We start from the raw sequence: 25,051 nt of genomic DNA, 5'->3' as shown, positions 1-25,051 counted from the left end.
TTTTAACCGTTGTTTTTAACTTTAACCGTTGTTTTTTTAACAATGCTTATAGAATTTTTGATTTTTTATTAACACCAAAACCAGCAATTTGTTAGTAAAAAGTCATCATTTGAACCGTACTGGGCTGGACAGGATACGGCTATATAAAGGTAATTTTTATGATGGAATCATTTGCTGAACTGTTTGAAGCAAGTCAAAAATCGTTTCAAGTAGAGCGTGGTGCGGTAATTACGGGTACAGTGGTTGCAATTGACGCTGACCGTATTATCGTTGATACAGGTCTAAAATCCGAAGGGGTGATTGATCGCACAGAGTTCTTAAACGAAGCAGGCGAGCTTGAAGTAGCGATTGGTGATGAAGTACAAGTAGTTGTTGATTCGGTTGACAACGGTATGGGGCAAACACTGCTATCACGTGAAAAAGCAAAACGCGTAGAAACTTGGAGTGTGTTGGAAAAAATCCATGAGAACAATGAAATTGTAACAGGCCTTATCTCTGGTAAAGTTAAAGGCGGTTTCACCGTTGACATCGGTTCAGTGCGTGCATTCTTACCAGGTTCGCTTGTGGATACTCGTCCGGTGCGCGATACCGCTCATCTTGAGGGCAAAGAGCTTGAGTTTAAAATCATTAAACTGGATCAAAAACGCAACAATGTTGTGGTAAGTCGCCGTGAGGTGATGATGGCTGAAAATTCAGCAGAACGTGAAGAATTGTTGTCAAGTTTAGAAGAAGGTCAAGAAGTTGTTGGCGTGGTGAAAAACCTAACTGATTACGGTGCTTTTGTTGATTTAGGTGGCATTGATGGGTTATTGCACATTACTGATATGGCGTGGCGTCGGATTAAGCACCCATCAGAAGTGGTGGAAGTTGGTCAAGAATTAAAAGTTAAAGTTTTGAAATTTGATCGCGAACGCAACCGTGTAAGTTTGGGCTTAAAACAGTTGGGCACTGATCCATGGCAAGATGTGCTAAACAACTATCCAAAAGGCAAAAACGTAAAAGCGCGTGTTACTAACTTGATGGATTACGGTTGTTTTGCAGAAATTGCAGACGGTATCGAAGGGCTTGTTCACGTTTCAGAAATGGATCATACCAACAAAAACATTCACCCATCAAAAGTTGTGCAAGTGGGTGATGAAATCATGGTTCAAATTTTGGATATTAACGAAGAACTCCGTCGTATTAGCCTAGGTATTAAGCAAACCATGCCAAATCCTTGGGAAGAGTTTGACAAAAAATACAGCAAAAATGACAAAGTAACTGGAACTATCAAATCAATCACTGATTTTGGTATCTTTATCGGCTTAGAAGGCGGTATTGATGGTTTGGTTCATTTGTCAGATTTGTCGTGGACTGAAAACGGCGAAGAAGCGATTCGCAACTACAACAAAGGTGATAGCGTAGAAGCTCAAGTATTGTCTGTAGACGCTGAAAATAACCGTATTAGCCTAGGCATTAAACAACTTAACAGCGATCCATTTAACGAGTATGCATCGGCTAATGAACGCGGTGCGATTGTTAAAGGTAAAGTGATCGAAGTTGATGCCAAAGGTGCAAAAGTACAATTGGCTGACGAAGTTGAGGGTTATTTGCGTGCATCAGAAATTCAACAAGAAAAAGTAGAAGACGCCTCTACTGTGTTGAACGTAGGCGATGAAGTTGAAGCAAAAATTACAGGGGTTGATCGCAGATCGCGCTCAATTAACTTGTCAATTAAAGCCAAAGACGAAGCAGAACAGCGCGATGCCATTAAAGCATTGAGTGCAAATAACACTGATGTACAGCCAAAAACCATTGGTGATTTAATCAAAGAACAGCAAAACAATCAATAACGATTTGTTTTGCTAAAAATAAAAAACGACTAAAAGCATCACGCTGTTAGTCGTTTTTTATTGAATGAGATGGCTAAAAATGAATAAATTTTTGGCTTGTGTGTTGTTTTTTATCGTTTTTTTGGTAATCTAATCAAAAAAATAGAGTAAATTGGCTTGGCTTTTGTTATAATGTGCAAATAACGTAATAAAATGTAAAGTTTGGTTACAATATATTCGCAACAAATAATTTTATTATTCTGCCAATCATCGCATTTGGTAAAATCAAATAAAGATAACATCGTGTATTGCAGTATTTATGCAATATTTGTATAACACGGTGTGTGAGTAAAGAGGTTTTATGGAAAAAGTAATTAACAAGTCAGATTTGATTGATAAATTATCAGCTGAATGTCGTCAATTATCTGAAGCCACGGTTGAAGAGGCAACAAAACAACTGCTTGATTTAATGGCAAATGTGCTTGCTAATGATGGGCGTGTTGAGGTGCGTGGTTTTGGTAGTTTTAGTCTGCACCATCGCAAACCAAGAACCGCACGCAATCTAAAAACGGGTGAAAAAATTCCTGTTGAATCTACTGCAATTCCTCATTTTAAACCAGGAAAAGCGTTGCGTGAAGCGGTCAATAAAGGCAGTGTTTGAGTTTTTGCAACCAAAAACCAATTTATTGTATTAAGGTTATACCGTATCCTTAAAATTAAGGAATGTCAAAGGGCGATAAAAAAATCGCCCTTTTGTTTGGAAAAACCGTATAATAGTGGTAATTAATAGTAGTAATTTTTTTCGTTTTCAAAGCTGTTTTTTAAAAAGGATAAGCTTATGCGTTATTTGATTGCGATTTTGCTGTTTATTGTGTTTGCCTATTCATTGATGTTGGTGCTCGTAAACAACAATCAAGCAGAAGTGAACTTAATTTTTAGTCAAGTGCCACAGATGAATTTGGGTTTATTGTTAATCATTTGTATTTTGCTTGGTGTGGTTGGTGGGGTGTTGTTGTCCATCATGCTGTTTAAAGTAGTACAAATTAGACTGGAAAATCAACGACTTAACAAAGAATTAAGCCAAACGCGCGAAAAATTATTGCAAACCCAAAACAATCTTGAACAGCATTTAAGCCAACATCAAGACACAGGTTTGCCAATTGAAAGTTTAAAACAACCACAACTTTAATGGTTAAAATGTTAATGATTAAAAATTTTTGATGATTAAAACTTGATAAACACGATAAGATAAGGAATAAAAATGAATTCTCCGATTGTGGTCGCATTGGATAATATGAATGAGTATGAGGCATTGGCATTGGTAGATAGCCTTGATCCGGCCTTGTGTCGCATCAAAGTTGGCAAAGAGTTGTTTACTAAATATGGTGCTGGCATTATCAAACAGTTGCACGCTCGTGATTTTGAGATTTTTTTGGATTTAAAGTTTCACGATATTCCAAATACCACCGCCCAAGCGGTATTGGCGGCCGCCGATATGGGTGTATGGATGACTAATGTCCATGCAAGTTGTGGCAAAACAGCCATGCAAACGCTAAAACAACGCCTAATAGAGCAAAATTATAAAACTTTGGTGATTGCAGTAACGGTGTTAACCTCCATGTCGGAGCAAGATTTACAAGATATTGGAATACAAGATGGCCTGAACAATCATGTCAAACGCTTGGCTAGTTTAGCCAAAACCTCAGGACTTGATGGTGTGGTATGTTCTGCTCAAGAGGCCCAATTTTTAAAACAACATTGTGGCCAAGATTTTTTGTTGGTAACGCCAGGCATTCGTTTGGCCGATGATGATAATAATGACCAAACGCGTATTTGTACCCCTGTGCAAGCAATTGCCAATGGTTCGGATTATTTGGTGATTGGGCGTTCTATTACCAAGGCAGCCAATCCAACTGCAAAATTGCAACAAATTTTAGCAACGATACATTCTGGCAGCCATTAATCATTTGTTTGATAAAACTCAAATTTAAAAAACCAAAAACGAAACCAAAAACTTAGACAAAAACCTAGAAAATTGACAAACCATGCGTATAAAAGTTGCTCCTGCACCTGCTCATTTGCCACCAAGCATGATTGAATCGGTGAAATTACTACCAAAAAATGCTCGCTTAATTTTATTTACGCGACATTCATTGCGAGAGCGTTCGGATAAAAATGGCTTTGCCAGTTACGCCTTGCCACTCACACCAAGTGGCCGCGTGTTGGCATCAGCGTGGGGACGTTGGCTTGCTGAAAATTTAAGCTATTCTATGGACGTTGATAGTATCAGCAGTCCAATCCAGCGTTGTATTGATACGGCGGTTTTAATGCAAGAAGGAGCAGGGGTAAGTCGCAATGTGTCGCATCAGTCGTTGTTAGTTGAACCAGGAAGTTTGGTGGTCGATCCTGAAGCGGTTGGCGAAATTTTTAAAGAGATTGGGGCGTTAAATTTTATCAATCGTTTTTTGGCAAGTGAATTAATTGGCACAAAATCTCCAAAGCAAGGCGGTTTGGATTTACTGGATTTGTTTTATCATCATCAGCCAGCTTATGGACATTTGTTGTTGGCGGTGAGTCATGATACCTTGTTATCGGCTTTTTTAGGTGTGGTGATGGGGGTAAGGCAGATTGGTTGGAATGACTGGCCAAAAATGATGGAGGGTGTGTTTTTATGGTTTGATGATAAACCTTTTGCACAGGCCAAAGTGCATTTTATTTGGCGTGGTAAAATTTATGACCGGTTGTTAATGGATTTAATTCCAAATTAACCGCAAATGTAGAAAGCCGATACCTTTATAAATTAAATCTATATTTATAATTTAGTTTGGTTTAATAATTTACAAAAAAATTAACCCACAAAAAAGAGCCACCTTAGCGACTCTTTTTGTGTTTTTGTACTTTTTTGTTTTGCTTTTGCTGATGCTATGTTATTCGGTTACTTGTTATTCAGTTACTTTAGCAACAACACCTGCACCAACAGTACGACCACCCTCGCGGATAGCGAAGCGTAAACCTTGATCCATTGCAATTGGGTGGATAAGTTCTACAGCCATTTCAACGTTATCACCAGGCATAACCATTTCAGTGCCTTCTGGTAGGGTGATTGCCCCTGTTACGTCTGTGGTACGGAAGTAGAATTGTGGGCGGTAACCATTTAAGAATGGGGTATGACGTCCGCCTTCTTCTTTGCTTAGTACATAAACTTCAGCATCAAATTTGGTATGTGGTTTGATTGAACCTGGTTTTGCCAATACTTGTCCACGTTGTACTTCTTCACGTTTTGTACCACGTAATAGTACGCCACAGTTTTCACCAGCACGACCTTCGTCAAGCATTTTGCGGAACATTTCTACCCCAGTACAGGTGGTTTTGATGGTTGGTTTAATACCAACAATTTCAATCTCTTCACCAACTTTGATAACACCTGATTCAACACGACCTGTTACCACAGTACCACGTCCTGAAATTGAGAATACATCTTCAATTGGCATTAAGAATGCTTTATCAATGGCACGTTCTGGTTCTGGAATGTAGCTGTCCAATGTGTCTAGTAGTTCTAGGATAGCAGGTTCACCGTATTTGCCATCTTTGCCGTTTAGGGCTTCTAGGGCTGATCCTTTGATGATTGGTGTGTCATCACCAGGGAAGTCATAAGATGACAACAATTCACGTACTTCCATCTCAACAAGCTCTAGCAACTCTTCGTCATCTACCATGTCGCATTTGTTTAAAAATACCATGATGTATGGTACGCCTACTTGGCGAGACAATAGAATGTGTTCACGAGTTTGTGGCATTGGACCGTCTGTTGCTGATACAACCAAAATTGCACCGTCCATTTGAGCGGCACCAGTAATCATGTTTTTGACATAGTCAGCATGACCTGGGCAGTCAACGTGGGCGTAATGACGTGCTTGTGTGTCGTATTCAATGTGTGCTGTGTTAATGGTGATACCACGAGCACGTTCTTCTGGTGCTGAGTCGATTGAGGCGTAGTCTTTTGCTTCACCACCGTTGTGTTTTGCTGCTACGGTTGCAATCGCTGCGGTTAATGTGGTTTTACCGTGGTCAACGTGTCCAATAGTACCTACGTTGACGTGTGGTTTGGTACGTTCAAACTTGGCTTTTGCCATAATTTAATCCTCTTTTATTTGGTGATAATTAATATTTTATCAAATCACTATTTTATCAAATCACTAAATTGTCAATAAGTGAATGATAATAAGTGACTGGATAAAAATACCCTTGTTTTAACATTTTGAGAATGCCAACACTAATATAAGCATTGGCATTTTAAATGAATTTGATTGAAAATTCATTTAATTATTCATCATCATCTTTACTTGTGAATTTCTTGATGATTTCGTCCGCAACGTTACGTGGTGTTTCTGCGTATTTTGCAAACTCCATTGAGTAGGTTGCACGACCTTGCGACATTGAACGCAAAGTGGTTGCATAACCAAACATTTCTGCCAAAGGCACTTCGGCACGAATTTGTTTAACACCGCCAAACATATCGTCCATGCCTTGCACCATGCCACGACGGCGGTTTAAGTCACCCATGATATCACCCATGTAGTCTTCTGGTGTTTCTACCTCAACTTTCATCACAGGTTCAAGCAACACGGGGTTTGCAGCCATAAAGCCTTTGCGAAATGCGATTGAGCCTGCCATTTTAAACGACAATTCATCAGAGTCAACATCGTGGTAAGAACCATCGTACAGTGTTGCTTTTACGCCAACGACTGGATAACCTGCAAGCACACCGTTTTTCATGCGTTCTTGAATGCCTTTATCCACCGCACCAAAGTATTCTTTTGGTACAACACCACCAACCACTTCTTCGGCAAATTCATACTCTTTGCCATCAGCGGTATCAAGCGGCTCAAGACGTAGCCAAACATGACCGAATTTACCACGACCACCTGTTTGACGTACAAATTTACCTTCTTGTTCAACGGTATTGCGAATGGTTTCGCGATATGCCACCTGTGGTGCACCAACATTGGCTTCCACGTTAAACTCACGTTTCATACGATCAACCAAAATCTCTAAGTGCAACTCACCCATGCCAGAGATAATGGTTTGTCCTGATTCTTCATCTGTGTGTACACGGAATGACGGATCTTCTTTTGCCAAGCGGTTTAAGGCAATGGACATTTTTTCTTGGTCAGCTTTGGTTTTTGGTTCAACTGCCAATGAAATTACCGGATCTGGAAATTCCATACGCTCCAAAGTAATGACATTATCCTCATCGCACAAAGTATCACCTGTGGTTACATCTTTTAAGCCAACAAAAGCAACAATATCACCCGCTCGCACTTCGCTAACTTCGTTTTGTGAGTTGGCATGCATCTCAACGATACGCCCAATGCGTTCACGCTTCATTTTTACTGGGTTGTAAACGCTGTCGCCTTGTTTGGCAACCCCTGAATAAACACGCACAAACGTTAAGTTACCGACGTATTTGTCATTCATGATTTTGAATGCCAAGCCTGAAAATGGTGCATCATCAGACGACTCGCGACTGGCGATGGTTTCATCTTTGTCATCTAATACACCTTTAATTGCCTCAACGTCATTTGGCGCAGGCAAAAATTCAATCACCGCATCCAACATACGCTGTACCCCTTTGTTTTTAAAGGCAGTACCACACAGCATGGGTTGAATTTCGCCAGCCAAGGTGCGAGCACGCAAACCAGCGACGATGTCTTCTTTTGACAAATCCCCTTCATCAAGGTATTTATCCATCAATTCTTCTGAAGATTCAGCAGCGGCTTCCACCATGTTGCTGCGCCATTCATTGGCTGTATCAACCAAGTCAGCAGGAATGTCGCCGTATTCAAACTTCATGCCTTGCGATTCAACGTCCCAAATAATTGCTTTCATTTCAAGCAGGTCAACAACACCCTCAAAGGTATCTTCAGCACCAATTGGCACAACGACAGGTACAGGGTTGCCACCCAAACGTTGTTTTACTTGGTCAACCACGCGAAAGAAATTTGCACCAACGCGATCCATTTTATTAACAAATGCCAAGCGCGGTACTTTATATTTGTTGGCTTGACGCCATACGGTTTCTGATTGAGGTTGTACGCCACCAACAGCACAATACACCATACAAGCACCATCTAACACACGCATGGAACGTTCTACTTCAATGGTGAAATCAACGTGGCCGGGAGTGTCAATGATGTTGATGCGATGTTCTGGAAATTGATTTGCCATGCCTGACCAAAAACAAGTGGTAGCAGCAGAGGTAATGGTAATACCACGTTCTTGCTCTTGTTCCATCCAGTCCATGGTGGCAGCGCCTTCATGCACTTCACCAATTTTGTGGCTTTTGCCTGTATAGAACAAAATGCGTTCTGTGGTTGTGGTTTTACCAGCGTCAATGTGGGCAGAGATGCCGATATTACGGTAACGATTTAAGGGGGTTTTACGTGCCATAGTATTTCCTAGGGGCAATGATTAATTTGATTAAAACAAATTTAATTAAAACAAGATGTTTTAAGATAAACAAGGTTTGCTATGCTGTTGCTAACTTGCAGAGCATAACAAACCTGTCTAAATACACTACGATTAACTTTAAACAATTAAAAACGGTAGTGAGAGAATGCTTTGTTAGCGTCTGCCATACGATGAACTTCATCACGTTTTTTCAAGGCATTGCCTTTACCATCAGCAGCATCAGCAAGTTCACCTGCCAAACGCAATGCCATTGATTTTTCTGAACGTTTGGCGGCGGCTTCTACCAACCAACGCATCGCTAAGGCAGTACGACGGGACGGGCGTACTTCCATAGGCACTTGATAAGTAGCACCACCCACACGGCGAGCTTTAACTTCAACCATTGGGCGAACTTTTTCTAATGTTTCTTCAAAAAACTCAACAGGATCGGTGATTTTATTTTTTTCAACAACACGATCTAACGCACCGTAAACGATTTTTTCGGCAACTGATTTTTTACCATCAACCATAACGTGGTTAATGAATTTAGCAATGGTTTTACTGCCGAATTTTGGATCTGGTAAAATCTCACGAGCAGCAACGACACGACGTCTTGGCATAATAAATTCCTTGTGTATTCAGGGTAGTCTGGTAGCTAACACCAGCCTTACTGCATTGTTTGTGTGTTATCGTTAAGTGATAAACGACGAGTTATAAACAACACAAATTTCAATGCAAACAATGTTAATGAAAGATTAAAACGGCTAAAGTTTAAGCTTTAGGACGTTTTGCACCGTATTTTGAGCGACCTTGTTTGCGGTCTTTTACGCCAGCACAGTCTAATGCACCACGAACCGTGTGATAACGTACACCTGGCAAGTCTTTTACACGACCACCGCGGATTAATACCACGCTATGTTCTTGTAAGTTATGACCTTCACCACCGATGTAGCTTGACACTTCAAAGCCTGAAGTCAAACGCACACGGCATACTTTACGCATGGCTGAATTTGGTTTTTTTGGTGTGGTTGTATACACACGAGTGCATACGCCACGACGTTGTGGGCAAGCTTTTAACGCTGGCACTTTTGATTTTTCGGTAATGGTATTGCGACCTTTACGAATTAATTGATTTGTAGTTGCCATAAGGCACCTTCTCCCGTTGTGGTTAAGAGGTTATCCTATTGAACAATCCCTTAACAAATTTAAAAACATTATGTATTATTTCTTAAAAAATGCATTATTTATTTAAAAATAATTTATTAAAAATAATTATCCAATTTTTGCCAATATCACATTTTAATGACAAATAAATTAATGACAAGCAAATTCATGATACTGGCTATTTTTGGACGATGTATTATAAATGATAGCGGTTAAAATTTCAAGTGCTTTTTACTAAACTATAGGTTACTAAACATAAGTTACTAAACATAAGCGGTTAAATGGTTGTTGCATCTGCGGTATTGGTGATTTTTGGTGTGGGGGCAAAAATCCTAAGTGCAACTTGCAGCATTTCTTCAATAATCATGCTGTTGTATGCCGAACCAATTGTAACGGCGGTTAAGGGCAACAGTCTGTGTAAAAACGCCAAATTAAAGTTTTGTAAATCAATGTTAAGTTGCTTGGCAATTTCTTCAAATTGTTTTAAGTTTTGGTAAAGATTTAACTGATCTTCATCATGTTCTGTGCTTAAATGATCGTTGTTGTTGCGATTGTTTTTGATGTGTTGAAATTGATGTTTTTGTAAACGTTGGTATTGTTCAAAACTGTTATCTGCCATAATATCCAAAATACCCAAACCTGCCAAAAGTGTTTGTTTTTCTTGTAGTTTTTGTAAATCAATATGGCTTAAAATTTCAAAAGCAATCAAAACACCCACTTTACCTGTCAGTGGTTTGTTGTAGATTTTGGCAATCTGAAAAATACTGCGTAAACTTACCAATAATAGCCACAATGTATCTATAAAAATTCCGATTAAACCTGTGGCGTTACTGATACCGCCGATTGTGGCAAGGGTGCGGTTTTGGTTGGCAATTGCGTAAGCCAATGCGTGGCGTTCACTGGCATCAAGTTTGTCATGAAAACGATCATCGTGATTTAAATCAAAATTTGCCCAAGCTTGTGCAGTAGTTGCCAGGCGGTTTAGGCTTAAATGCAACAGTTTTTCAAGACTGTTTTTTGGAGCGATTTTGTCTAATAGCAGGCTGTATTTGCCAATTTTTGATAGGCGAAACAGGCGTTTTGACAGTTTTGGAATTTGTTGATCAAAGACATTTTTTGTGCGTTTGTAATGGTTTGGATCATTGCTTGTTTGGTGGTGGTAATAAAACTTATCAAGATCCAAATCAACCAAGTGGTTTTGTTGTAACGGATTGTTTTTATTGATTTTATGAATATTTTTGCCTAATTTTTCCAAATTAACGCGGATCAGGTTGCCAAGTTTGTTGGTTGGTTGAAAATTGCTTGTGTTGCTTGTGTTATTGTCAGATGGGTTGTTAGATTTCATTATTTTGCCTTTTTTGGTTTTGTATTTTGTTTTTATTGGATTTTGGGTTATTTGAGTTAATGGTCAAGTTCATAATTTTTGAGTTTTTTGCGTAACGTGCCACGATTTAGTCCAAGGATTTCAGAGGCCTTGCTTTGATTGCCACGCGTTTGCTCAAGCACCACTTTTAACAAGGGTTTTTCTAATTGTTGGAGCATGATGTCGTACAAATTACTGGGTGCTTCATTCCCTAAGTTTTTAAAATATTGATTCACCACCAATTCAATATGCCTACCTAACGTAACGGCTTGTTGGCGTGGGTTTATGGTTTTGGTTGACATAGAAAACTCAAAATTATTCTCAATATTGGTTAATGGTAAGAAAGCCTTTATTTTAATGTGGTTTTTTGCTGATGACAATGCGTTTTTTACTGTTTTTTGCAACTGTTTTGTATAAATTGGTATGTATATTGGTATATAATAAGCATAAGAAATGTATTGGCAATAAAAGGTGCGTGATGAATAATTTTTGGCTGTTGTTTTTACATTTAACCGGTGCGAGCATTTGGGTCGGTGGGCATTTGTATTTGGCATTGCGTATTGTACCGATGGCAATTTATCGGCAAAATAGCCAAATGTTGTTGGATTTTGAAGCAAGTTTTGAAAAATTAGGCATGAGTGCGTTAATTATCCAAGTGCTAACTGGCGTTAAAATGGCGGATAATTTGTTGCCAAACTGGGGGTTGTTGTTGCAACATGGTGCACAAAACCCACTGCGTCAGTTGTCAATCTTGCTAACGTTGAAATTGTGTTGGCTACTTTTGACGGTATTAACAGCAATTTCAGCACAATTGATCGCCATTCCGCGTATCAGACGCGATCCGAATTCAGCCAAAGCCAGATATTTTTTTGTGGGGCATATTTTAGCGGTTACGGGGCTTTCGGTGGTATTTTTGGCAACGGGTGTGTTGTTTCGCACAGGTTGGTAAATTTTGCCATTGTTACGCCGAGTGTGCTACACTAAATTGTGATGCACTAAATTGTGATGCACTAAATTGTGTTGTACTAAACTTCCTACACTAAATAGTGTGCGATGTGTTAAGTTTGAAATTAAGGTTAAGTTTAACAACTTAAGATTAATTTAAAATGTTAAAAATTTAAAATGTTAAATAAGGACGAATGAATGGATTTTATGAATGTCAGTTTTGCCAGTATTTTATCCATGCTGGCAATGGGTGGCGGTGTGGAGCAACCGAGCGAAAAACCACAAGTTGCCAAAGTCTCAACCTATGTTTTACCAAGTATTGCAGGGCAATGGCAATTACAACTTAACCAAAAGCAACTTAACCAAAAAGATCCAGCGTTGTCAAATTGTCAAGAGCGCTATAATTTTGGACGCAATGATATTTTTTTGGGGCAAAGTGGCAAAGAAATGTCATATGGCAAGTATTTGTTTAGTGATATAGATAAAGACAAAAAACTGTATGTGATAGCAATACAAACCAAATACGACAATAATGCCAAAGATTGTTCAGGCGATCAAATTGACCAAACTGGCGATATTTTTTTGATGCATGTCAAAGTTGACAATAATACCATGCAATGGTGCAATGACAGCGAGGGCAAGCAGTGCAATATGACGTTAAAGCGAATTTTACCTTAACAATGTCTTAACCACAACTTATTATATAATACCCATTTAAAGCAACTTATGATACCACCTTTTTCACAGCAGTCTCATCAAAACTTAAGCAAAAACTTGCAAACCCAGCGTCTAATTAATCCAACAGGGTATAGCGAAGATAAGCAAGACAGTCATATTCGCCCAAGTGTGTTAAATGAATACATCGGACAACCAGTGGTAAAAGAACAAATGTCGGTATTTATTGGAGCTGCTAGGGCAAGGCAAGAGGCCTTGGATCACACACTGATTTTTGGCCCTCCTGGACTTGGAAAGACCACGCTTGCTAATATTATTGCGCGTGAAATGGGTGGCAATCTGCGTTCGACATCAGGGCCTGTACTGGAAAGAGCGGGGGATTTGGCGGCTATGCTCACCAATTTGGAAGCGGGTGATGTGTTGTTTATTGATGAAATTCATCGTTTAAGCCCTGTGATCGAAGAAATTTTATACCCTGCGATGGAAGATTTTCAGTTGGATATCATGATAGGTGAGGGGCCATCGGCTCGTTCTATTAAGCTTGATTTGCCACCGTTTACGCTTGTAGCGGCGACGACTCGAGCGGGGCTACTAACTTCGCCATTGCGTGATCGTTTTGGTATCGTGCAACGTTTGGAGTTTTATAATGTGGCGGATTTAACAACGATTGTGGCACGTTCGGCGCGTTTACTTGGTGTGGCAATGACAGAAGATGGTGCGTTGGAAGTGGCACATCGTTCGCGTGGTACGCCGCGAATTGCCAATCGGTTGTTACGTCGCGTGCGCGATTATGCCCAAGTCAAAGGCGATGGGACAGTTACCGCCCAAATGGCACACAGTGCTTTGGATATGCTTGCGGTGGATAAACGTGGACTTGATAACCTTGATCGGCGTTATTTAGATGTGTTGCATGAACGTTTTGCTGGTGGCCCTGCTGGGGTTGAGTCCATTGCAGCGGCTTTGGCAGAAGATAGAGGGACATTGGAAGATGTGATCGAACCGTATCTGATTCAGCAAGGTTTTGTGGTGAGAACCGCTCGAGGGCGGGTATTAACCGATATGGCAAAAGACCAGTTGATTTGATGTGTCAATCAAACAACTTGTTATTTGTTATAGAAACAAAAACACAAAAGCATAAAAACAAAAAAGCCCCAATATAATTAAGGGCTTTTTATATGCTAACAATGCTTAATTGTTGGTTTATTTATTTTGGTAAGACAGTCTTACTCCAAAGATATAGCCATTATTGTTTTTAAATTCACCAACGCGTGAAAGATCAGGCAGTTGTGCGGTTGCATTGCCAAATTTTAGATATTTTGCCCCTGCAGAAACTGCCAATTGTGGTGTTACACTGTATTTTGCACCTAAGCCTGCACTATAATAGCCTTTAATTGGACCTAGTGTTGTTGCAGGGTTGCCTGAACCTGTATCAAAGCCAACCGTGCCTGAAACGGCTAATTTGTCGTTGACTTGTTTTGCAAGTCCAACCTCGCCAGACCATTGATTTTTACCATAATCTACCAAGTTAAGACCTGCTGGATTGGCGGCTTTTGATACTTGGTTGTATAAAGGTGGTGTTACTTTAAAACCAGACCAAGGCACATAACGTATTTTTGCAGTACCTAATAAACGATGTTTGGCACTTAAACCTGTTTGAAAATCAAAGTTATAAGATTTTGGGGTTTTGACTTTAAATTTACTGGATTGGCTTACAGGCAAATTACCCAAAGGTGCTAAAGGCAATACCTCAGAAATATCAGATTTGTGTTCTATTGCTGACCGATAAGTTAAAGCTGCTTTTAGGGCAATTTCAGGTTTGGCGTAAGACACACCAGCCACCCAACCAATAGCAGTGTTTGGACTAATGACAGCATCATAATTGGTAGCGCCTTTATAAGCATTACCGCGCAAATGCACTTCACCGGCTATGTGTTGTATAGCGGGGCCGGCATACACTTGAAGGTTTTTGTCTGCACCAAATTTCATACCTACCAAGCCAGTTAGGTTTCTGGTATGCACATCAACATTGGTATTGCCATTATCACTGCTTAACAGATCCAATACTTTGGGTGCTTGTTGTAATGCACTGGCACTTTGATTAAAATCATTTAAATGTTTTGTAAGTTCTGCTTTTGCTTGAGCGGACACATTTTGGCTTGCCAAAGATTTTTTGATTGTGTCAACGCGCTGTTGACTGGCTTGAGCTGATTTTGGTAACGAATCTTTTAGGCTTTGGGCAATCATCTTAGGTGTTGCACCGGCATCAACGGCTTTTTTTACGTTTTCTAGGGTTTGTTGAGTTCCGCCAAACAGTTCAGCAAGGGCTAGGTAAGCTGCTGCTTCATCTGCGTTTTTATTGGTGGCGGCGGTATTGGCTTTGCCAAAAAAATCCACGGCTTGATTGGTTAATTCTTCTTGACGTTTTTCACTGGTAACAGTGTTAATGACACCAAGTGCAACTGCATTGGCATTGCCTGTAAAGTTGTTGTTGCCTTTATATGCTACCGATGCACCAAAAGGTTCATCATAAATCACACCAACGCTAAAGGTATCGTTAACATCGGTTTTTACGCCATAGCGAAAAAAGTCATATTTTTTGGCAATGTCATCGACTTTATTGCCTGCACTGTCTTTGCCTGATACATTGGCATCAATGTAAGTATAAACCGTTTCGGCGTACATGCCATCTTGTAAAAATGCACTAATATCCTGACCTGATCGATCAAGACCTGCAGAATGGGCTGAAATGGTGGAAAGTGAGGCGATAGCAAACGCTAAATGGCGGATTTTGAAAGACATGAAATGCTCCCTTTTACATTGACTTATAAAAAATTTACATTGGCTTTAAAGGATACTGGATAATTACTGTTTAAATTCGTTATGAAGTTTACAAATTATCTAATTACCGTTAATTGCTGTTGCTAAGAATAATCAAATTCTTACAAATAAGCAACTAAAAATTTGTCAAAAAGGGCAGAATTTACAAAAAATCAGGGTATTTTTAAATTTTAGCCAACAATTGTCAGCTACAATCAATGTCAGTGATGGTTCAAAATTCACTTAATCATGGTTAACCAAGCATCAGCAACAACAAACAAACACAAACAACAAAAATCCATGAGAAAAAGTCATGGATTGTTGCAAAAACTAAAGTTCATAAAAGATGAAATGTTGTGTAACTTAACGCATACAACTTAATATATGTAAATTAATATATGTAAAAAATTAATATGTAAAAGCGTATTAATTTGGCGTTAAATTAGCGTCCGCGGTAAGTAATGCGACCTTTGTCAAGATCATACGGTGTCATCTCAACTTTAACTTTATCACCTGTTAGAATACGAATGTAGTTTTTACGCATTTTACCTGAAATATGGGCGATGATTTCGTGTCCGTTTTCTAAGCGAACTTTAAATAACGTATTGGGTAGAGTGTCGATGACTTCGCCTTCAAACTCAATGATGTCGTCTTTTTTTGCCATAGTATTATCAAAAATTAATTAAAAATTAGCATGCTATTATAGTTTGGTTTCATAAAAATAGCAACTTTATTCGGTTAAATTTAGCCAAACGGGCGATAAACGAATTTTTGGTAAGGTTTGTTGTAGGTGAGTGGGGTATAGCGCATTGACAAAATATAAGCCATCGGCAGGTGCAGTTGGTGCTGCCAAGGTGCGGTCTTCTGCCAAAATCAGATCGTTTATCCAATCTGGTGTGTGTTCGCCGCGTCCAATGCTAAATAAACTTCCCATGATATTGCGCACCATGTGGTGCAAAAAACCATCGGCTTGAATGTCCAGTACAATAAAATCACCATGGGCTATCAAGTTGGCAAAATGCACATGACGGATAGGCTGTTTGGATTGGCATTGCGAGGCTCTAAAACTGGTAAAATTGTGCATACCGACTAAAAATTGACAAGCCTGTTGCATTTTTTCTAAGTTTAAAGGGGTGTGTACGTGAGTAACTTGTCCGTGCAAAATTGCAGGGCGAAAGGTTTGGTTTAATGTAACATAGCGATAACGGCGCGCAATTGCCAAAAAACGCGCGTGAAATTCATCACTCATTGGGGTAACAGCACGAAGCGCGATATCATTTGGCAAGAGGGCATTAACGCCGCGTAGCCAGTTATACGGATCGCGGTTGGCATTGGTACAAAAGTGGGCGATCATGTTAGATGCATGGACGCCGGCATCCGTGCGACCTGATGCTATGATTTCAATTGGTTCATTGGCAACTTTACTAAAGGCGGTTTCTAAGGTTTGTTGAATGGTGGTGTGATCGTGTTGTTGGCGTTGCCAACCGCGATAATGTGTGCCGATAAATTCTAAGTTAATGGCGTAAGTTTTGGGCATTTTTTTCTCAATTGGATTGTTATCAATTTTAATAAGTCAATGAATTATTCATCAATATCCACGCCCAGTTCATTGCCAAATCTCCATGTGCGAATAATGCGCAACTCAACAATGTCTTGCATGTCTTTGCTAAAATTTCCAAATGGGGCGGATTTTCTGACCGATTCTTTGGCAGCCTCGTCCAATATTTTTGATCCTGAAGATTCTAGAATTTGAATGGCTTTGACTTTGCCAGTTGGATCAATAATCACCATAAGACGCACATCACCTTTTAAGTCTTTGGCGCGGGCTTCTTGGGGGTATTGTTGATTGCCAATGCGATACGCTTGTTGGCGAAAATTTTCAATGTATTTGGCTGCAGCACCTGTGGTGGTGGAATTGCTGTTTACGACTGCTACGGCTGATTTTTTGGCAAGCAGTTGTTGGTTGTTGCTGATTTTGGTTTCAAGTGTGGCAATTTGTTGGCGTAGGCGTTGCTCTTGATCTTTTAATTCGGAGAGTTTTTCATCTTTTTTGTTGAGATTTTCTTTGTTAACTTTTTCCCAACTAAGCGTGGTTTTTAGGTAGCTTTCTTGGTAAAGTTGCTTGCGTTTTTGTTGTTGTTGGCTTACGATGTCATCGGTTGGATTGATTGTATCGTCATTTATCGGACTGATGGTATTGTTTTCAAAACGCACCTTGTCATCGGTTTCACCGCCTCCCAGTTGACTGGCATTGGCAATAAAATTAGCCTGTTCGTTTTTTTCTAAATTTTCAGTTAATACTGTGGTTACGTCTTTTACCACCGCAGTTGGCGATGCGTTATCAGCAAAACTTACCCCAAAAATAAACAAGGCGTGCAACATCACCGCTATTACCGTAGAAAACAACATGACACGGTCATTGTGGTGCTGATGTTTGACAAAATGATAACTGCGACTGTCTTTGATGTGTGTCAACGTAAAATCCACGCAAAAAGCAAAACGATTGTTATAAAAAAACTAAACCAATAAAAAACTAAACCAATAAAAAACTAAACCAATAAAAAACTAAAACAATAAAGAACGATTTATAAAAACGGTTATTATAAAATTTTTTTAGGTTAAATTAAACCCATTTACCAATTTATTGTGAAAATCTCACACAGTTGCACGCTTTTTTGTTAAAATGCAACAAAATAACCCTGTAAAGAAGGAAGTGTTGTGGATTCTGCCAGTTTTACCCAAAATATGCAAACATTTGGCGAAAAAATGCGTGATTTTTTGCATGATTTTAGTCAACAACAGTTGGATTTTTGGTTGCGATCGCTTGCTGAGTTTTCACGCAATGGTTATGACAAATTAGAAACCAGTGTGGAGCAAGAGTTTTTTATCCCTGCAAGCCAATCCCAAATCAATCAAGCCTTGGATCAATTTGTAACGCAAAATGTAGATGCGGTGCTTGATTTGCATTTGGATTTGCATGAAAATTGGTTGCGTTTGTATGCAACGGTAAATATCCAAGGGGTGTTTGCCAAAGTTGCTGTAAATTTACGCTTGGTGCATGCTCAGCTTGATGCGCGGTATCAGCGTTTTGTGTTTGGACAACTTAGCAATACCGATGTATTAAGTCTGTATACAGACAATTATTTTAAAACCAAAGCGATACGATTGGCGGTGTGGTTTTTCCACAAAGTGTTAAAACAAGATCCGCTTGGTATGATTTTGGGTAAAATTAACCTTGTGCATCAAAAAGAAGATATTTTATACCTTGATCTTGGACGTTGGTTAAAAAATAACAACAAAATCATGGGTATACTAAAAAAAGTACAGGTTAATCATGGTTTTTTGGCAGAAGAGCAGTTGGTGTTAAAAGCCAATGTTAATTTGTCGCAAATGATTAATTTTGATGCAGGCAAACAACTGATCAGTGAAGCGGATAACCCAAATTTTATCGCCCAAACACAAAACGAAAGCGAACAACAAAATTAATAACCACTTAATCAAAAACCACTTAAATTAAATTTATAAGTGGTTTTTTAATTTAAATAATTAAATTATTAAATTATTTAAAGCAAAGTTAAAACAGTTAAAAACAGTTAAAAATTCTTAAAAAAATTTAATGTTTTAATTCAATTTTTGCACGGATATTATCCCCATTTTTTTGGTGTAAAATCAACAAATTGTCTGTATTTTCAACCAATTGCCAACCTTGTTGTTTGTCAATATCGCCTGTTACAGTCAATGAAAAAGATTTGTTTTTTAGGCGTATCACCGGCGTTTTATGCTGATAACCGTCATGCTTTAAATCCAAAATCTGATGTGCGATCGTGGCTGCTTGTTCACGCAGCGGTGCAACAAAACGACATTCTTGTCCGTTAATTGCAATGCAATCACCAATTGCAAAAATGTCAGGATTGGAAGTTTGTAGTGTGTTTTCATCGACCACAATGCCTTGTGGCAAATAGCTTAAATTGGCACGTTTTGGTAGGCGTTCGTCAAGTTTTAGCCCTGTGCTTGCAATGATATGATCGCAAGTTAACTGGTTGTTTGATAGGCAAATATGGTATTTGGTGTTGCCTTTTTCGCTAAAATCGTTTACTTGTTCGACCACTGTATTGCCAAGATAATTGATGTTTTGTGCAATGAGGGCGTTTTTGATACGCTCTGCAGCCAGTGGCGGTAAAACTTCCGCCAAGGGTAAATTGTCGCGGTTAATCAGGGTAACATTATGCCCTGATTTGGCAATGTCCTCGGCAATTTCCACGCCAATCATGCCTGCGCCGATAATTGCAATGTGTTGGTTTGGTTTGGCGTGTAGTTTTTGTTGTAATTTGGCAAACATATCCACATGATTAACGCGCCAAACACTGTCAGGAGGCAGGCTTGTGGGTAGGTTTGGCGTTGCTCCCAATGCCAAAATCAACTGCTGATAATCAAAATCTCCGCGCGTGGTACGCACTTGTTTTTTGTTGCTGTCAATGTGAATGACAAACGTGTGTGCAACAAGGCCAATGTCTAAACTTTCGCTTAGATCTTTGGCGGATTTTTGGATAAGATCATCGGCGGTTTTGTTTTGGCTTATGGCAATGGATAATTGTGGCTTCATGTAGCGATCGCCACTGTCGGCTGTGATTAGGGTGATTGGTAGGTTTTTGTCAAGTTTGCGCAAGGCCTCAATCACGCTCCACCCTGCCGTGCCACCACCGATGACCAACACGCCGTTGCTGTCGGTTAAGGGGTTGACTGATGGTTTATCGATGGCAATTTGGCGTTTTTCAAAGGGTTCAAAATCACGTTTGCTTACACCACATAAAGGACAAACCCAGTCATCTGGAATATCTTCAAAGCGTGTGCCTGCTGGCAATCCACTGTCAGGATCGCCGGTTTTTTCGTCATAAATCCAACCACAAGCGCGACATAAAAACTGTCGCCAATTGCCGCGTCCGTCTGTGGGGTTGTCATGTTTGTCTGTGTTCATTTTTTGCTCTGGTTTTATGAATATTTACAATTATTCTAAAAAATAACTTTAATAAAATTTTTTAATAAAAAATCATTTAATAAATAAAATTATTTAATAAAAATGATGTCAATTGGGTGAAATTTCACGCATTAACTGATGTGATAACGCACGCAAATGCTTAATTGCAGGGGTAACAATTGCCACAAAATGAGCCTCGCGGATACGGCGTTGTGGATTTGCTGTCATCAGATAGCCTCTTGCACCTTGGTGTAGTAGAGATGCTTGGGTGGCTTTTAGACTTAATTTTGCGCCTTGACAGCGTAAATCCAGTACATCTAAAAAGAAATCTTTACTGCTATCAAATGGGGTTTTGGCAAGGGTATGCGTTTGGGCAATTGTACTGTTTAAGGCTTCTTGTAAGCCGTCTGCTTGATCTGCCAAAAATTGATTGACGTGTCCAAGTTGATCTTCTACCGCGTTAATGTCGTTAATGGCTCCTTGAATAATGCCTATGCCTATGCCCATTTGCATAAGCACAAACGCACCGCGCACTTTTTCAATAAAAGGTTTCACAGGATCTGCAATCAGATCGCTGTTTGGTATAAAATAATCATTGAGTTTAATTTGCCAAGTGCTAGAACCCTCCATACCGCTAAAAGCAGGGCATGGGTTTAATTGCCACTGTGCTTTTTTTGTCTCATCAAATCTTAACAAAAAGAACACATCTTTTTTGTTGGTTGTATCACTTTCAACCGTTGCAATTGCCCCGCAATACTGATTTGGTGCGATATGACTGATCCACGGTAAAGTACCGGATACGACATAGCCGCCGTCTACTTTTTTGGCACGCAAAATCATAGACTCGATATTGGCAAAAGTTTTCATTGGATTGGATAGAGCTGTTCCTCCAAAAGTATTGCCAAGCAGATGATTTGGCAGGATTTTTTGGGCTAAAGTGCTATTTTCAGATTGATCAAGGTATAAACCCATAACTTGATGACACCATGACAAAAAACCCGTTGTGCCACAAACTTCGGCAATTTTGGCCGTGCTGTCAATTGCCACATCAAAACGATTGCCAAATGCTGTCAAATGTGGTGCAAACGCCCCGGCTTTGGCAAGTTTACTCATTTCTGGAAGCGGATAATAACCCTTGTCAATGGCTAATACTTTTGGAGTTAAAATCTTGTTGGCTAGTTGACTGACGTTATTTAACAAAAGTTGGTGGTTTTGGCAGTCATTGATAAGTTGTGCAACCAAGTGATCTTGTGCTGAATTTGTCATAACTAAATTTGTCATAATATGCCTAAAATGTATAAAAAATAGCCTATTATAAAGCAATAAATACATGGGTCTTTATGCTAATTTTGCATAAGTAAATAAAATTTTATGAAGTTAAAAATTATGATAAAATATTAAATTTATCAGTTAAATGAACTATAGTATTGACGGTTTTGTTAAAGGGTATTTCAGATGGCAAGAAAAAACTGGACAAGAGAAGAATTGATTGTTGTTTTTAATTTATATTGTCAATTGCCATTTAGTGTTACTAATGCAAAACGAAAAGAGGTTGTTGATTTGGCGAGTTTGATTGGGCGTACACCATCTGCTGTTTCATGGAAACTTGTAAACTTTGCCAGTCTCGATCCAAGTTTACAAGCTCAAGGAATTAAAGGGGCGAGCAATGGTAGTAAAGCAGATAAAGTCATTTTTGACGAATTTTCTCAAAACTGGGAAAAAATGATTTATGAAAGCGAACTTATTCTGAGTAATTTAAAAAATAATCAATTGCAACGAATAGTTGATATTGATAACGATATTAAAAAGATTGATTTTATTGATATGGATAACTTTCTTTACCAAGAGAAAGAGGGGTTAGCCGCTGAAAAACTCGTAAAAATCAGAGCAAATCAAAACTTTTTTAGAAAAATGATTTTGTCAGCTTATGAAAATAAATGTTGTTTAACAGGTCTTAATATTCCTAGCCTGCTTGTAGCCAGTCATATTGTACCATGGTCAAAAGATGAGAGTAACCGTCTTAATCCTGAAAATGGTTTGTGCTTAAACAATTTACACGATAAAGCCTTTGATAGGGGATTGATTACCGTAGATTTTGATTATACCATAAAAGTGTCTTCGTATTTACAAGACTTACAGTCAGATGAAAGTTTGCATAAATTCTTTTTTGATTTTGATAAAAAACCAATTATTTTACCAAAACGTTTTTTACCAAATAAGGAGTTTTTGGATTATCATCACCGATATATTTTTAAAGGTTGAGTTATGAAAAACGGCACAAAAGTCGCTTGTATCACAGGCGGTGCAAAACGCATTGGACGATCGATTGTTACCGCTTTTCATCAGATGGGCTATCAGGTTGTCATTCATTATCATCACAGCGAACAAGCTGCCAGCGATCTTGCCAAATCACTTAATCAAATTCGTCCAAATTCAGCGAAAATTATCCAAGCAAACTTAGAAAATTTTGATGAAATTTGGCAACTGGCAGATAAAATTTTAACTGCATTTGGACGTATTGATGTGTTGGTGCATAACGCATCGCGTTTTTATCCGACGCCTTTTGGAACAATTTGCCCTAAAGATTGGCAAAATTTGATGTTATCCAATGCAAAAGCACCGCTATTTTTATCCCAAGCCTTAGCAAAAAATCTTCAGCAAAATCACGGTTGTATTATTAGTATTTTGGATATTCATGCCAATGCTCGTCCGTTTGTGGGCTATAGTGTGTATAATATGGCAAAATCTGCACATCAAATGTTGGTGCAATCGCTGGCTTTAGAACTTGCTCCATTCGTACGCGTAAACGGCGTTGCTCCTGGCGTTAACATTTTGCCTGATGAAAATAGTGAACAATCGTTAACAAAACAACAAATCACCTCCATTTGTCAAAGTATTCCGCTACAACGCGTAGGTGAGCCGTCAGATATTGCTGATGCGGTGCTTTTTTTGGCGCAGGCTCGCTATATTACCGGACAAGTGTTGGCAGTTGATGGCGGTCGCAGTTTGACTTTGGCTGGAAATCCAATGCAACATGTGTGATTTTAATTTTGATATGCAATACAAAACTGATGAAAAACTGATGAATTGCAAAATTAACCAATTACAAAACTGGCTAAATTTTTTAGCAAAATTAGGTTATATTTATGATAAACTAGTATTTATGCTAAACCAGTGTTTGCTTTTTAAATTTTCTTTTTGTTTTTTGGATACTCATTTTATATAAGTTAGGTTTTTTATGACGACACAACCATTTGCATTGTTATCTGTTTCTGATAAATCTGGCATTGTTGATTTTGCCAAAGGTTTGTTAATACACAACTTTCGCCTGCTTTCTACAGGGGGAACGTATCAATTGCTTAAAGATCATGGTGTTGAGGTTTTGGAAGTTGCTCAATATACAGGGTTTGCTGAGATGATGGACGGACGCGTCAAAACCTTGCATCCAAAAATTCATGGCGGTATTTTGGGGCGTCGCGGACTTGATGATGCGGTGATGGCATTGCATGGCATTGAGCGTATTGACATGGTGGTGGTGAATTTATACCCTTTTGCCAAAACCATTGCCAAACCTGATGTGAACAAAACAGATGCCCTTGAAAATATTGATATCGGCGGCCCTACCATGGTGCGTGCTGCCGCCAAAAATCATGAGCATGTGAGTATTGTTACCGATCCCAATGATTATGCCAGTATTTTGGGTGAATTGACAGCAAACGGTACAATATTGGCAAAAACGCGTTTTGATTTGGCAATAAAAGCCTTTGAACATACCGCCCATTATGATGGTATGATAGCCAACTTTTTAGGGCGTCGATTGCATGATTTTGACAATGCTGATGATTTTTCACGCACTTTTAACCTACAAATGGATAAATCTCAAGATCTGCGTTATGGTGAAAATCCGCACCAAAAAGCCAGTTTTTATGTGGAAAAAACCCCCACCAATGCCAAACCAGAAGCCAGTATTGCAACAGCCAAGCAGTTACAAGGCAAAGCATTATCCTACAACAACATTGCTGATACCGATGCTGCTTTAGAATGTGTCAAATCCTTTGAGACACCGGCTTGTGTGATTGTCAAACATGCCAATCCGTGCGGAGTTGCACTGGACGATAATTTGACTTATGCTTACCAAAAAGCCTTTTTAACCGATCCTGAATCTGCATTTGGCGGTATCATTGCCTTTAACCGTAAATTGGACATAGCGACAGCGAAAGCCATTATTGAACAACAATTTGTTGAGGTTATCATTGCTCCTTGTATAGAAGAGGGTGTACTGGCGATCACGGGTGCAAAAAAGAATGTGCGCGTGCTTGTTTGTGGTGAATTGCCAAAACCCAAAGAGCGACAAGCCAAATTTGATTTTAAGCGTGTAACTGGCGGTTTGTTGGTGCAAGATCAAGATTTAGGCTTGATTACCCTTGATGATTTACAAGTGGTTAGCAAAGTACAACCCACCCAAGCCCAACTAGAAGATTTGCTCTTTACTTGGAATGTAGCAAAATACGTCAAATCTAATGCAATTGTGTACGGTAAAGACAAGCGGACGATAGGCATAGGGGCAGGGCAAATGAGCCGGGTTAATTCAGCACGTATTGCAGGGATAAAAGCACAGCATGCAGGTCTTTCACCCATAGGAGCGGTCATGGCATCGGATGCGTTTTTTCCATTTCGTGATGGCATTGACAATGCTGCCAAAGCAGGCATTGCTGCTATTATTCAGCCAGGTGGATCAATGCGTGATGATGAAACGATAGTGGCGGCAGATGAACACGGCATTGCTATGGTGTTTACAGGCATGCGTCATTTTCGGCATTGATTTTTAACATTGATTTTTTTTAACATTGG

General features: G+C 39.2%; 24 protein-coding genes. 12 read left to right on the top strand and 12 right to left on the bottom strand.

Annotated elements, in window-relative coordinates; translation table 11 throughout:
* The first annotated feature begins 158 nt into the window (after positions 1 to 158).
* The 5 genes from rpsA (at position 159) to MOMA_RS00400 (ending at position 4,579) form a co-directional block, all read left to right on the top strand.
* Positions 159 to 1,832: a 30S ribosomal protein S1 gene (gene rpsA, locus MOMA_RS00420; protein ID WP_009501211.1), complete on the top strand. Its 1,674-nt coding sequence runs from the start codon at positions 159 to 161 to the stop codon at positions 1,830 to 1,832.
* A 340-nt stretch (positions 1,833 to 2,172) separates the two neighbouring features.
* Complete coding sequence (locus MOMA_RS00415; protein ID WP_009501210.1) at positions 2,173 to 2,472, top strand: HU family DNA-binding protein; 300 nt, start codon at positions 2,173 to 2,175, stop codon at positions 2,470 to 2,472.
* Positions 2,473 to 2,649: 177 nt separating this feature from the next.
* Positions 2,650 to 3,000, top strand: coding sequence for a lipopolysaccharide assembly protein LapA domain-containing protein (locus MOMA_RS00410; protein WP_009501209.1), 351 nt, complete (start codon positions 2,650 to 2,652; stop codon positions 2,998 to 3,000).
* 72 nt (positions 3,001 to 3,072) lie between these two features.
* Positions 3,073 to 3,774, top strand: a complete 702-nt coding sequence (gene pyrF / locus MOMA_RS00405; protein ID WP_009501208.1) for an orotidine-5'-phosphate decarboxylase — start codon at positions 3,073 to 3,075, stop codon at positions 3,772 to 3,774.
* Between the two features lie 82 nt (positions 3,775 to 3,856).
* Positions 3,857 to 4,579 carry a histidine phosphatase family protein gene (locus tag MOMA_RS00400; RefSeq protein WP_009501207.1) on the top strand — a complete coding sequence of 241 codons (723 nt, stop codon included), beginning with the start codon at positions 3,857 to 3,859 and terminating at the stop codon, positions 4,577 to 4,579.
* A gap of 174 nt (positions 4,580 to 4,753) precedes the next feature.
* On the opposite strand, the gene tuf is transcribed toward MOMA_RS00400, so the two are convergent.
* From tuf to MOMA_RS00370, 6 genes are all read right to left on the bottom strand, one after another.
* Complete coding sequence (tuf, locus tag MOMA_RS00395) at positions 4,754 to 5,944, bottom strand: elongation factor Tu (RefSeq protein WP_009501205.1); 1,191 nt, start codon at positions 5,942 to 5,944, stop codon at positions 4,754 to 4,756.
* A 190-nt stretch (positions 5,945 to 6,134) separates the two neighbouring features.
* Entirely contained in the window at positions 6,135 to 8,261 is a 2,127-nt protein-coding gene (gene fusA / locus MOMA_RS00390) for an elongation factor G (RefSeq protein ID WP_009501204.1), read from the bottom strand.
* Positions 8,262 to 8,407: 146 nt separating this feature from the next.
* Entirely contained in the window at positions 8,408 to 8,881 is a 474-nt protein-coding gene (gene rpsG / locus MOMA_RS00385) for a 30S ribosomal protein S7 (RefSeq protein WP_009501203.1), read from the bottom strand.
* A 151-nt stretch (positions 8,882 to 9,032) separates the two neighbouring features.
* Positions 9,033 to 9,407: a 30S ribosomal protein S12 gene (gene rpsL / locus MOMA_RS00380; RefSeq protein WP_007116468.1), complete on the bottom strand. Its 375-nt coding sequence runs from the start codon at positions 9,405 to 9,407 to the stop codon at positions 9,033 to 9,035.
* Between the two features lie 295 nt (positions 9,408 to 9,702).
* Positions 9,703 to 10,770 (bottom strand): EcsC family protein, encoded by a 1,068-nt coding sequence (locus tag MOMA_RS00375; RefSeq protein WP_009501202.1) that lies wholly within the window; start codon positions 10,768 to 10,770, stop codon positions 9,703 to 9,705.
* A gap of 56 nt (positions 10,771 to 10,826) precedes the next feature.
* A complete protein-coding gene (locus tag MOMA_RS00370) occupies positions 10,827 to 11,090 on the bottom strand; it encodes a helix-turn-helix domain-containing protein (RefSeq protein ID WP_009501201.1) in 264 nt (87 codons plus the stop codon).
* Positions 11,091 to 11,266: 176 nt separating this feature from the next.
* Between MOMA_RS00370 and MOMA_RS00365 the strand changes: the two genes are divergently transcribed.
* The 3 genes from MOMA_RS00365 to ruvB all read left to right on the top strand — a co-directional run bounded on the left by MOMA_RS00365 (position 11,267) and on the right by ruvB (position 13,491).
* The gene (locus tag MOMA_RS00365; RefSeq protein ID WP_009501200.1) at positions 11,267 to 11,737 is read left to right on the top strand and encodes a hypothetical protein; all 471 of its coding nucleotides are present in this window, start codon (positions 11,267 to 11,269) and stop codon (positions 11,735 to 11,737) included.
* 194 nt (positions 11,738 to 11,931) lie between these two features.
* Entirely contained in the window at positions 11,932 to 12,411 is a 480-nt protein-coding gene (locus MOMA_RS00360; RefSeq protein WP_009501199.1) for a hypothetical protein, read from the top strand.
* Between the two features lie 48 nt (positions 12,412 to 12,459).
* Positions 12,460 to 13,491, top strand: a complete 1,032-nt coding sequence (ruvB, locus tag MOMA_RS00355) for a Holliday junction branch migration DNA helicase RuvB (RefSeq protein ID WP_009501198.1) — start codon at positions 12,460 to 12,462, stop codon at positions 13,489 to 13,491.
* 117 nt (positions 13,492 to 13,608) lie between these two features.
* Here ruvB and MOMA_RS00350 read toward each other — a convergent pair whose 3' ends face one another.
* The 4 genes from MOMA_RS00350 to MOMA_RS00335 form a co-directional block, all read right to left on the bottom strand.
* Entirely contained in the window at positions 13,609 to 15,207 is a 1,599-nt protein-coding gene (locus tag MOMA_RS00350) for an aromatic hydrocarbon degradation membrane protein (protein WP_009501197.1), read from the bottom strand.
* Between the two features lie 460 nt (positions 15,208 to 15,667).
* The gene (infA, locus tag MOMA_RS00345) at positions 15,668 to 15,889 is read right to left on the bottom strand and encodes a translation initiation factor IF-1 (RefSeq protein ID WP_009501196.1); all 222 of its coding nucleotides are present in this window, start codon (positions 15,887 to 15,889) and stop codon (positions 15,668 to 15,670) included.
* A 66-nt stretch (positions 15,890 to 15,955) separates the two neighbouring features.
* The gene (gene truA, locus MOMA_RS00340; protein WP_009501195.1) at positions 15,956 to 16,762 is read right to left on the bottom strand and encodes a tRNA pseudouridine(38-40) synthase TruA; all 807 of its coding nucleotides are present in this window, start codon (positions 16,760 to 16,762) and stop codon (positions 15,956 to 15,958) included.
* 44 nt (positions 16,763 to 16,806) lie between these two features.
* Positions 16,807 to 17,700, bottom strand: coding sequence for an energy transducer TonB (locus MOMA_RS00335; RefSeq protein ID WP_009501194.1), 894 nt, complete (start codon positions 17,698 to 17,700; stop codon positions 16,807 to 16,809).
* A 243-nt stretch (positions 17,701 to 17,943) separates the two neighbouring features.
* Between MOMA_RS00335 and MOMA_RS00330 the strand changes: the two genes are divergently transcribed.
* Entirely contained in the window at positions 17,944 to 18,711 is a 768-nt protein-coding gene (locus MOMA_RS00330; protein ID WP_009501193.1) for a hypothetical protein, read from the top strand.
* Between the two features lie 127 nt (positions 18,712 to 18,838).
* Here the strand turns inward: MOMA_RS00330 and MOMA_RS00325 are convergent, their stop codons facing one another.
* Together MOMA_RS00325 and MOMA_RS00320 are read right to left on the bottom strand one after the other, a co-directional pair.
* The gene (locus MOMA_RS00325) at positions 18,839 to 20,200 is read right to left on the bottom strand and encodes an FAD-dependent oxidoreductase (protein WP_009501192.1); all 1,362 of its coding nucleotides are present in this window, start codon (positions 20,198 to 20,200) and stop codon (positions 18,839 to 18,841) included.
* A gap of 108 nt (positions 20,201 to 20,308) precedes the next feature.
* Complete coding sequence (locus MOMA_RS00320; RefSeq protein WP_009501191.1) at positions 20,309 to 21,481, bottom strand: acyl-CoA dehydrogenase family protein; 1,173 nt, start codon at positions 21,479 to 21,481, stop codon at positions 20,309 to 20,311.
* A 174-nt stretch (positions 21,482 to 21,655) separates the two neighbouring features.
* Here MOMA_RS00320 and MOMA_RS00315 point away from each other — a divergent pair, with 174 nt between their 5' ends.
* The 3 genes from MOMA_RS00315 to purH all read left to right on the top strand — a co-directional run bounded on the left by MOMA_RS00315 (position 21,656) and on the right by purH (position 25,022).
* Positions 21,656 to 22,462 carry an HNH endonuclease gene (locus tag MOMA_RS00315; protein ID WP_009501190.1) on the top strand — a complete coding sequence of 269 codons (807 nt, stop codon included), beginning with the start codon at positions 21,656 to 21,658 and terminating at the stop codon, positions 22,460 to 22,462.
* A 3-nt stretch (positions 22,463 to 22,465) separates the two neighbouring features.
* Positions 22,466 to 23,242: a pteridine reductase gene (locus tag MOMA_RS00310; protein WP_009501189.1), complete on the top strand. Its 777-nt coding sequence runs from the start codon at positions 22,466 to 22,468 to the stop codon at positions 23,240 to 23,242.
* A 196-nt stretch (positions 23,243 to 23,438) separates the two neighbouring features.
* A complete protein-coding gene (gene purH, locus MOMA_RS00300) occupies positions 23,439 to 25,022 on the top strand; it encodes a bifunctional phosphoribosylaminoimidazolecarboxamide formyltransferase/IMP cyclohydrolase (RefSeq protein ID WP_009501187.1) in 1,584 nt (527 codons plus the stop codon).
* The last annotated feature ends 29 nt before the right edge of the window (positions 25,023 to 25,051 follow it).

The sequence above is a fragment of the Moraxella macacae 0408225 genome (assembly GCF_000320365.1).
In the GTDB taxonomy this organism is placed as follows: Bacteria; Pseudomonadota; Gammaproteobacteria; order Pseudomonadales; family Moraxellaceae; genus Faucicola; species Faucicola macacae.
The sequence above is the reverse complement of the archived record's forward strand: the minus strand, read 5'-3'. Positions and strand labels throughout refer to the sequence as shown.

Excerpts from the sequence above, each read along its gene's own strand:
- MOMA_RS00415 (WP_009501210.1), top strand. The coding sequence starts at position 2,173 with ATGGAAAAAGTAATTAACAAGTCAGATTTGATTGATAAATTATCAGCT.
- infA (WP_009501196.1), bottom strand. The coding sequence starts at position 15,889 with ATGGCAAAAAAAGACGACATCATTGAGTTTGAAGGCGAAGTCATCGAC.
- MOMA_RS00370 (WP_009501201.1), bottom strand. The coding sequence starts at position 11,090 with ATGTCAACCAAAACCATAAACCCACGCCAACAAGCCGTTACGTTAGGT.
- MOMA_RS00365 (WP_009501200.1), top strand. The coding sequence starts at position 11,267 with ATGAATAATTTTTGGCTGTTGTTTTTACATTTAACCGGTGCGAGCATT.
- MOMA_RS00400 (WP_009501207.1), top strand. The coding sequence starts at position 3,857 with ATGCGTATAAAAGTTGCTCCTGCACCTGCTCATTTGCCACCAAGCATG.
- MOMA_RS00325 (WP_009501192.1), bottom strand. The coding sequence starts at position 20,200 with ATGAACACAGACAAACATGACAACCCCACAGACGGACGCGGCAATTGG.
- MOMA_RS00410 (WP_009501209.1), top strand. The coding sequence starts at position 2,650 with ATGCGTTATTTGATTGCGATTTTGCTGTTTATTGTGTTTGCCTATTCA.
- rpsL (WP_007116468.1), bottom strand. The coding sequence starts at position 9,407 with ATGGCAACTACAAATCAATTAATTCGTAAAGGTCGCAATACCATTACC.
- ruvB (WP_009501198.1), top strand. The coding sequence starts at position 12,460 with ATGATACCACCTTTTTCACAGCAGTCTCATCAAAACTTAAGCAAAAAC.
- rpsA (WP_009501211.1), top strand. The coding sequence starts at position 159 with ATGATGGAATCATTTGCTGAACTGTTTGAAGCAAGTCAAAAATCGTTT.
- MOMA_RS00315 (WP_009501190.1), top strand. The coding sequence starts at position 21,656 with ATGGCAAGAAAAAACTGGACAAGAGAAGAATTGATTGTTGTTTTTAAT.
- MOMA_RS00360 (WP_009501199.1), top strand. The coding sequence starts at position 11,932 with ATGGATTTTATGAATGTCAGTTTTGCCAGTATTTTATCCATGCTGGCA.
- MOMA_RS00310 (WP_009501189.1), top strand. The coding sequence starts at position 22,466 with ATGAAAAACGGCACAAAAGTCGCTTGTATCACAGGCGGTGCAAAACGC.
- fusA (WP_009501204.1), bottom strand. The coding sequence starts at position 8,261 with ATGGCACGTAAAACCCCCTTAAATCGTTACCGTAATATCGGCATCTCT.
- MOMA_RS00375 (WP_009501202.1), bottom strand. The coding sequence starts at position 10,770 with ATGAAATCTAACAACCCATCTGACAATAACACAAGCAACACAAGCAAT.
- purH (WP_009501187.1), top strand. The coding sequence starts at position 23,439 with ATGACGACACAACCATTTGCATTGTTATCTGTTTCTGATAAATCTGGC.
- pyrF (WP_009501208.1), top strand. The coding sequence starts at position 3,073 with ATGAATTCTCCGATTGTGGTCGCATTGGATAATATGAATGAGTATGAG.
- tuf (WP_009501205.1), bottom strand. The coding sequence starts at position 5,944 with ATGGCAAAAGCCAAGTTTGAACGTACCAAACCACACGTCAACGTAGGT.
- MOMA_RS00350 (WP_009501197.1), bottom strand. The coding sequence starts at position 15,207 with ATGTCTTTCAAAATCCGCCATTTAGCGTTTGCTATCGCCTCACTTTCC.
- MOMA_RS00320 (WP_009501191.1), bottom strand. The coding sequence starts at position 21,481 with ATGACAAATTTAGTTATGACAAATTCAGCACAAGATCACTTGGTTGCA.
- rpsG (WP_009501203.1), bottom strand. The coding sequence starts at position 8,881 with ATGCCAAGACGTCGTGTCGTTGCTGCTCGTGAGATTTTACCAGATCCA.
- truA (WP_009501195.1), bottom strand. The coding sequence starts at position 16,762 with ATGCCCAAAACTTACGCCATTAACTTAGAATTTATCGGCACACATTAT.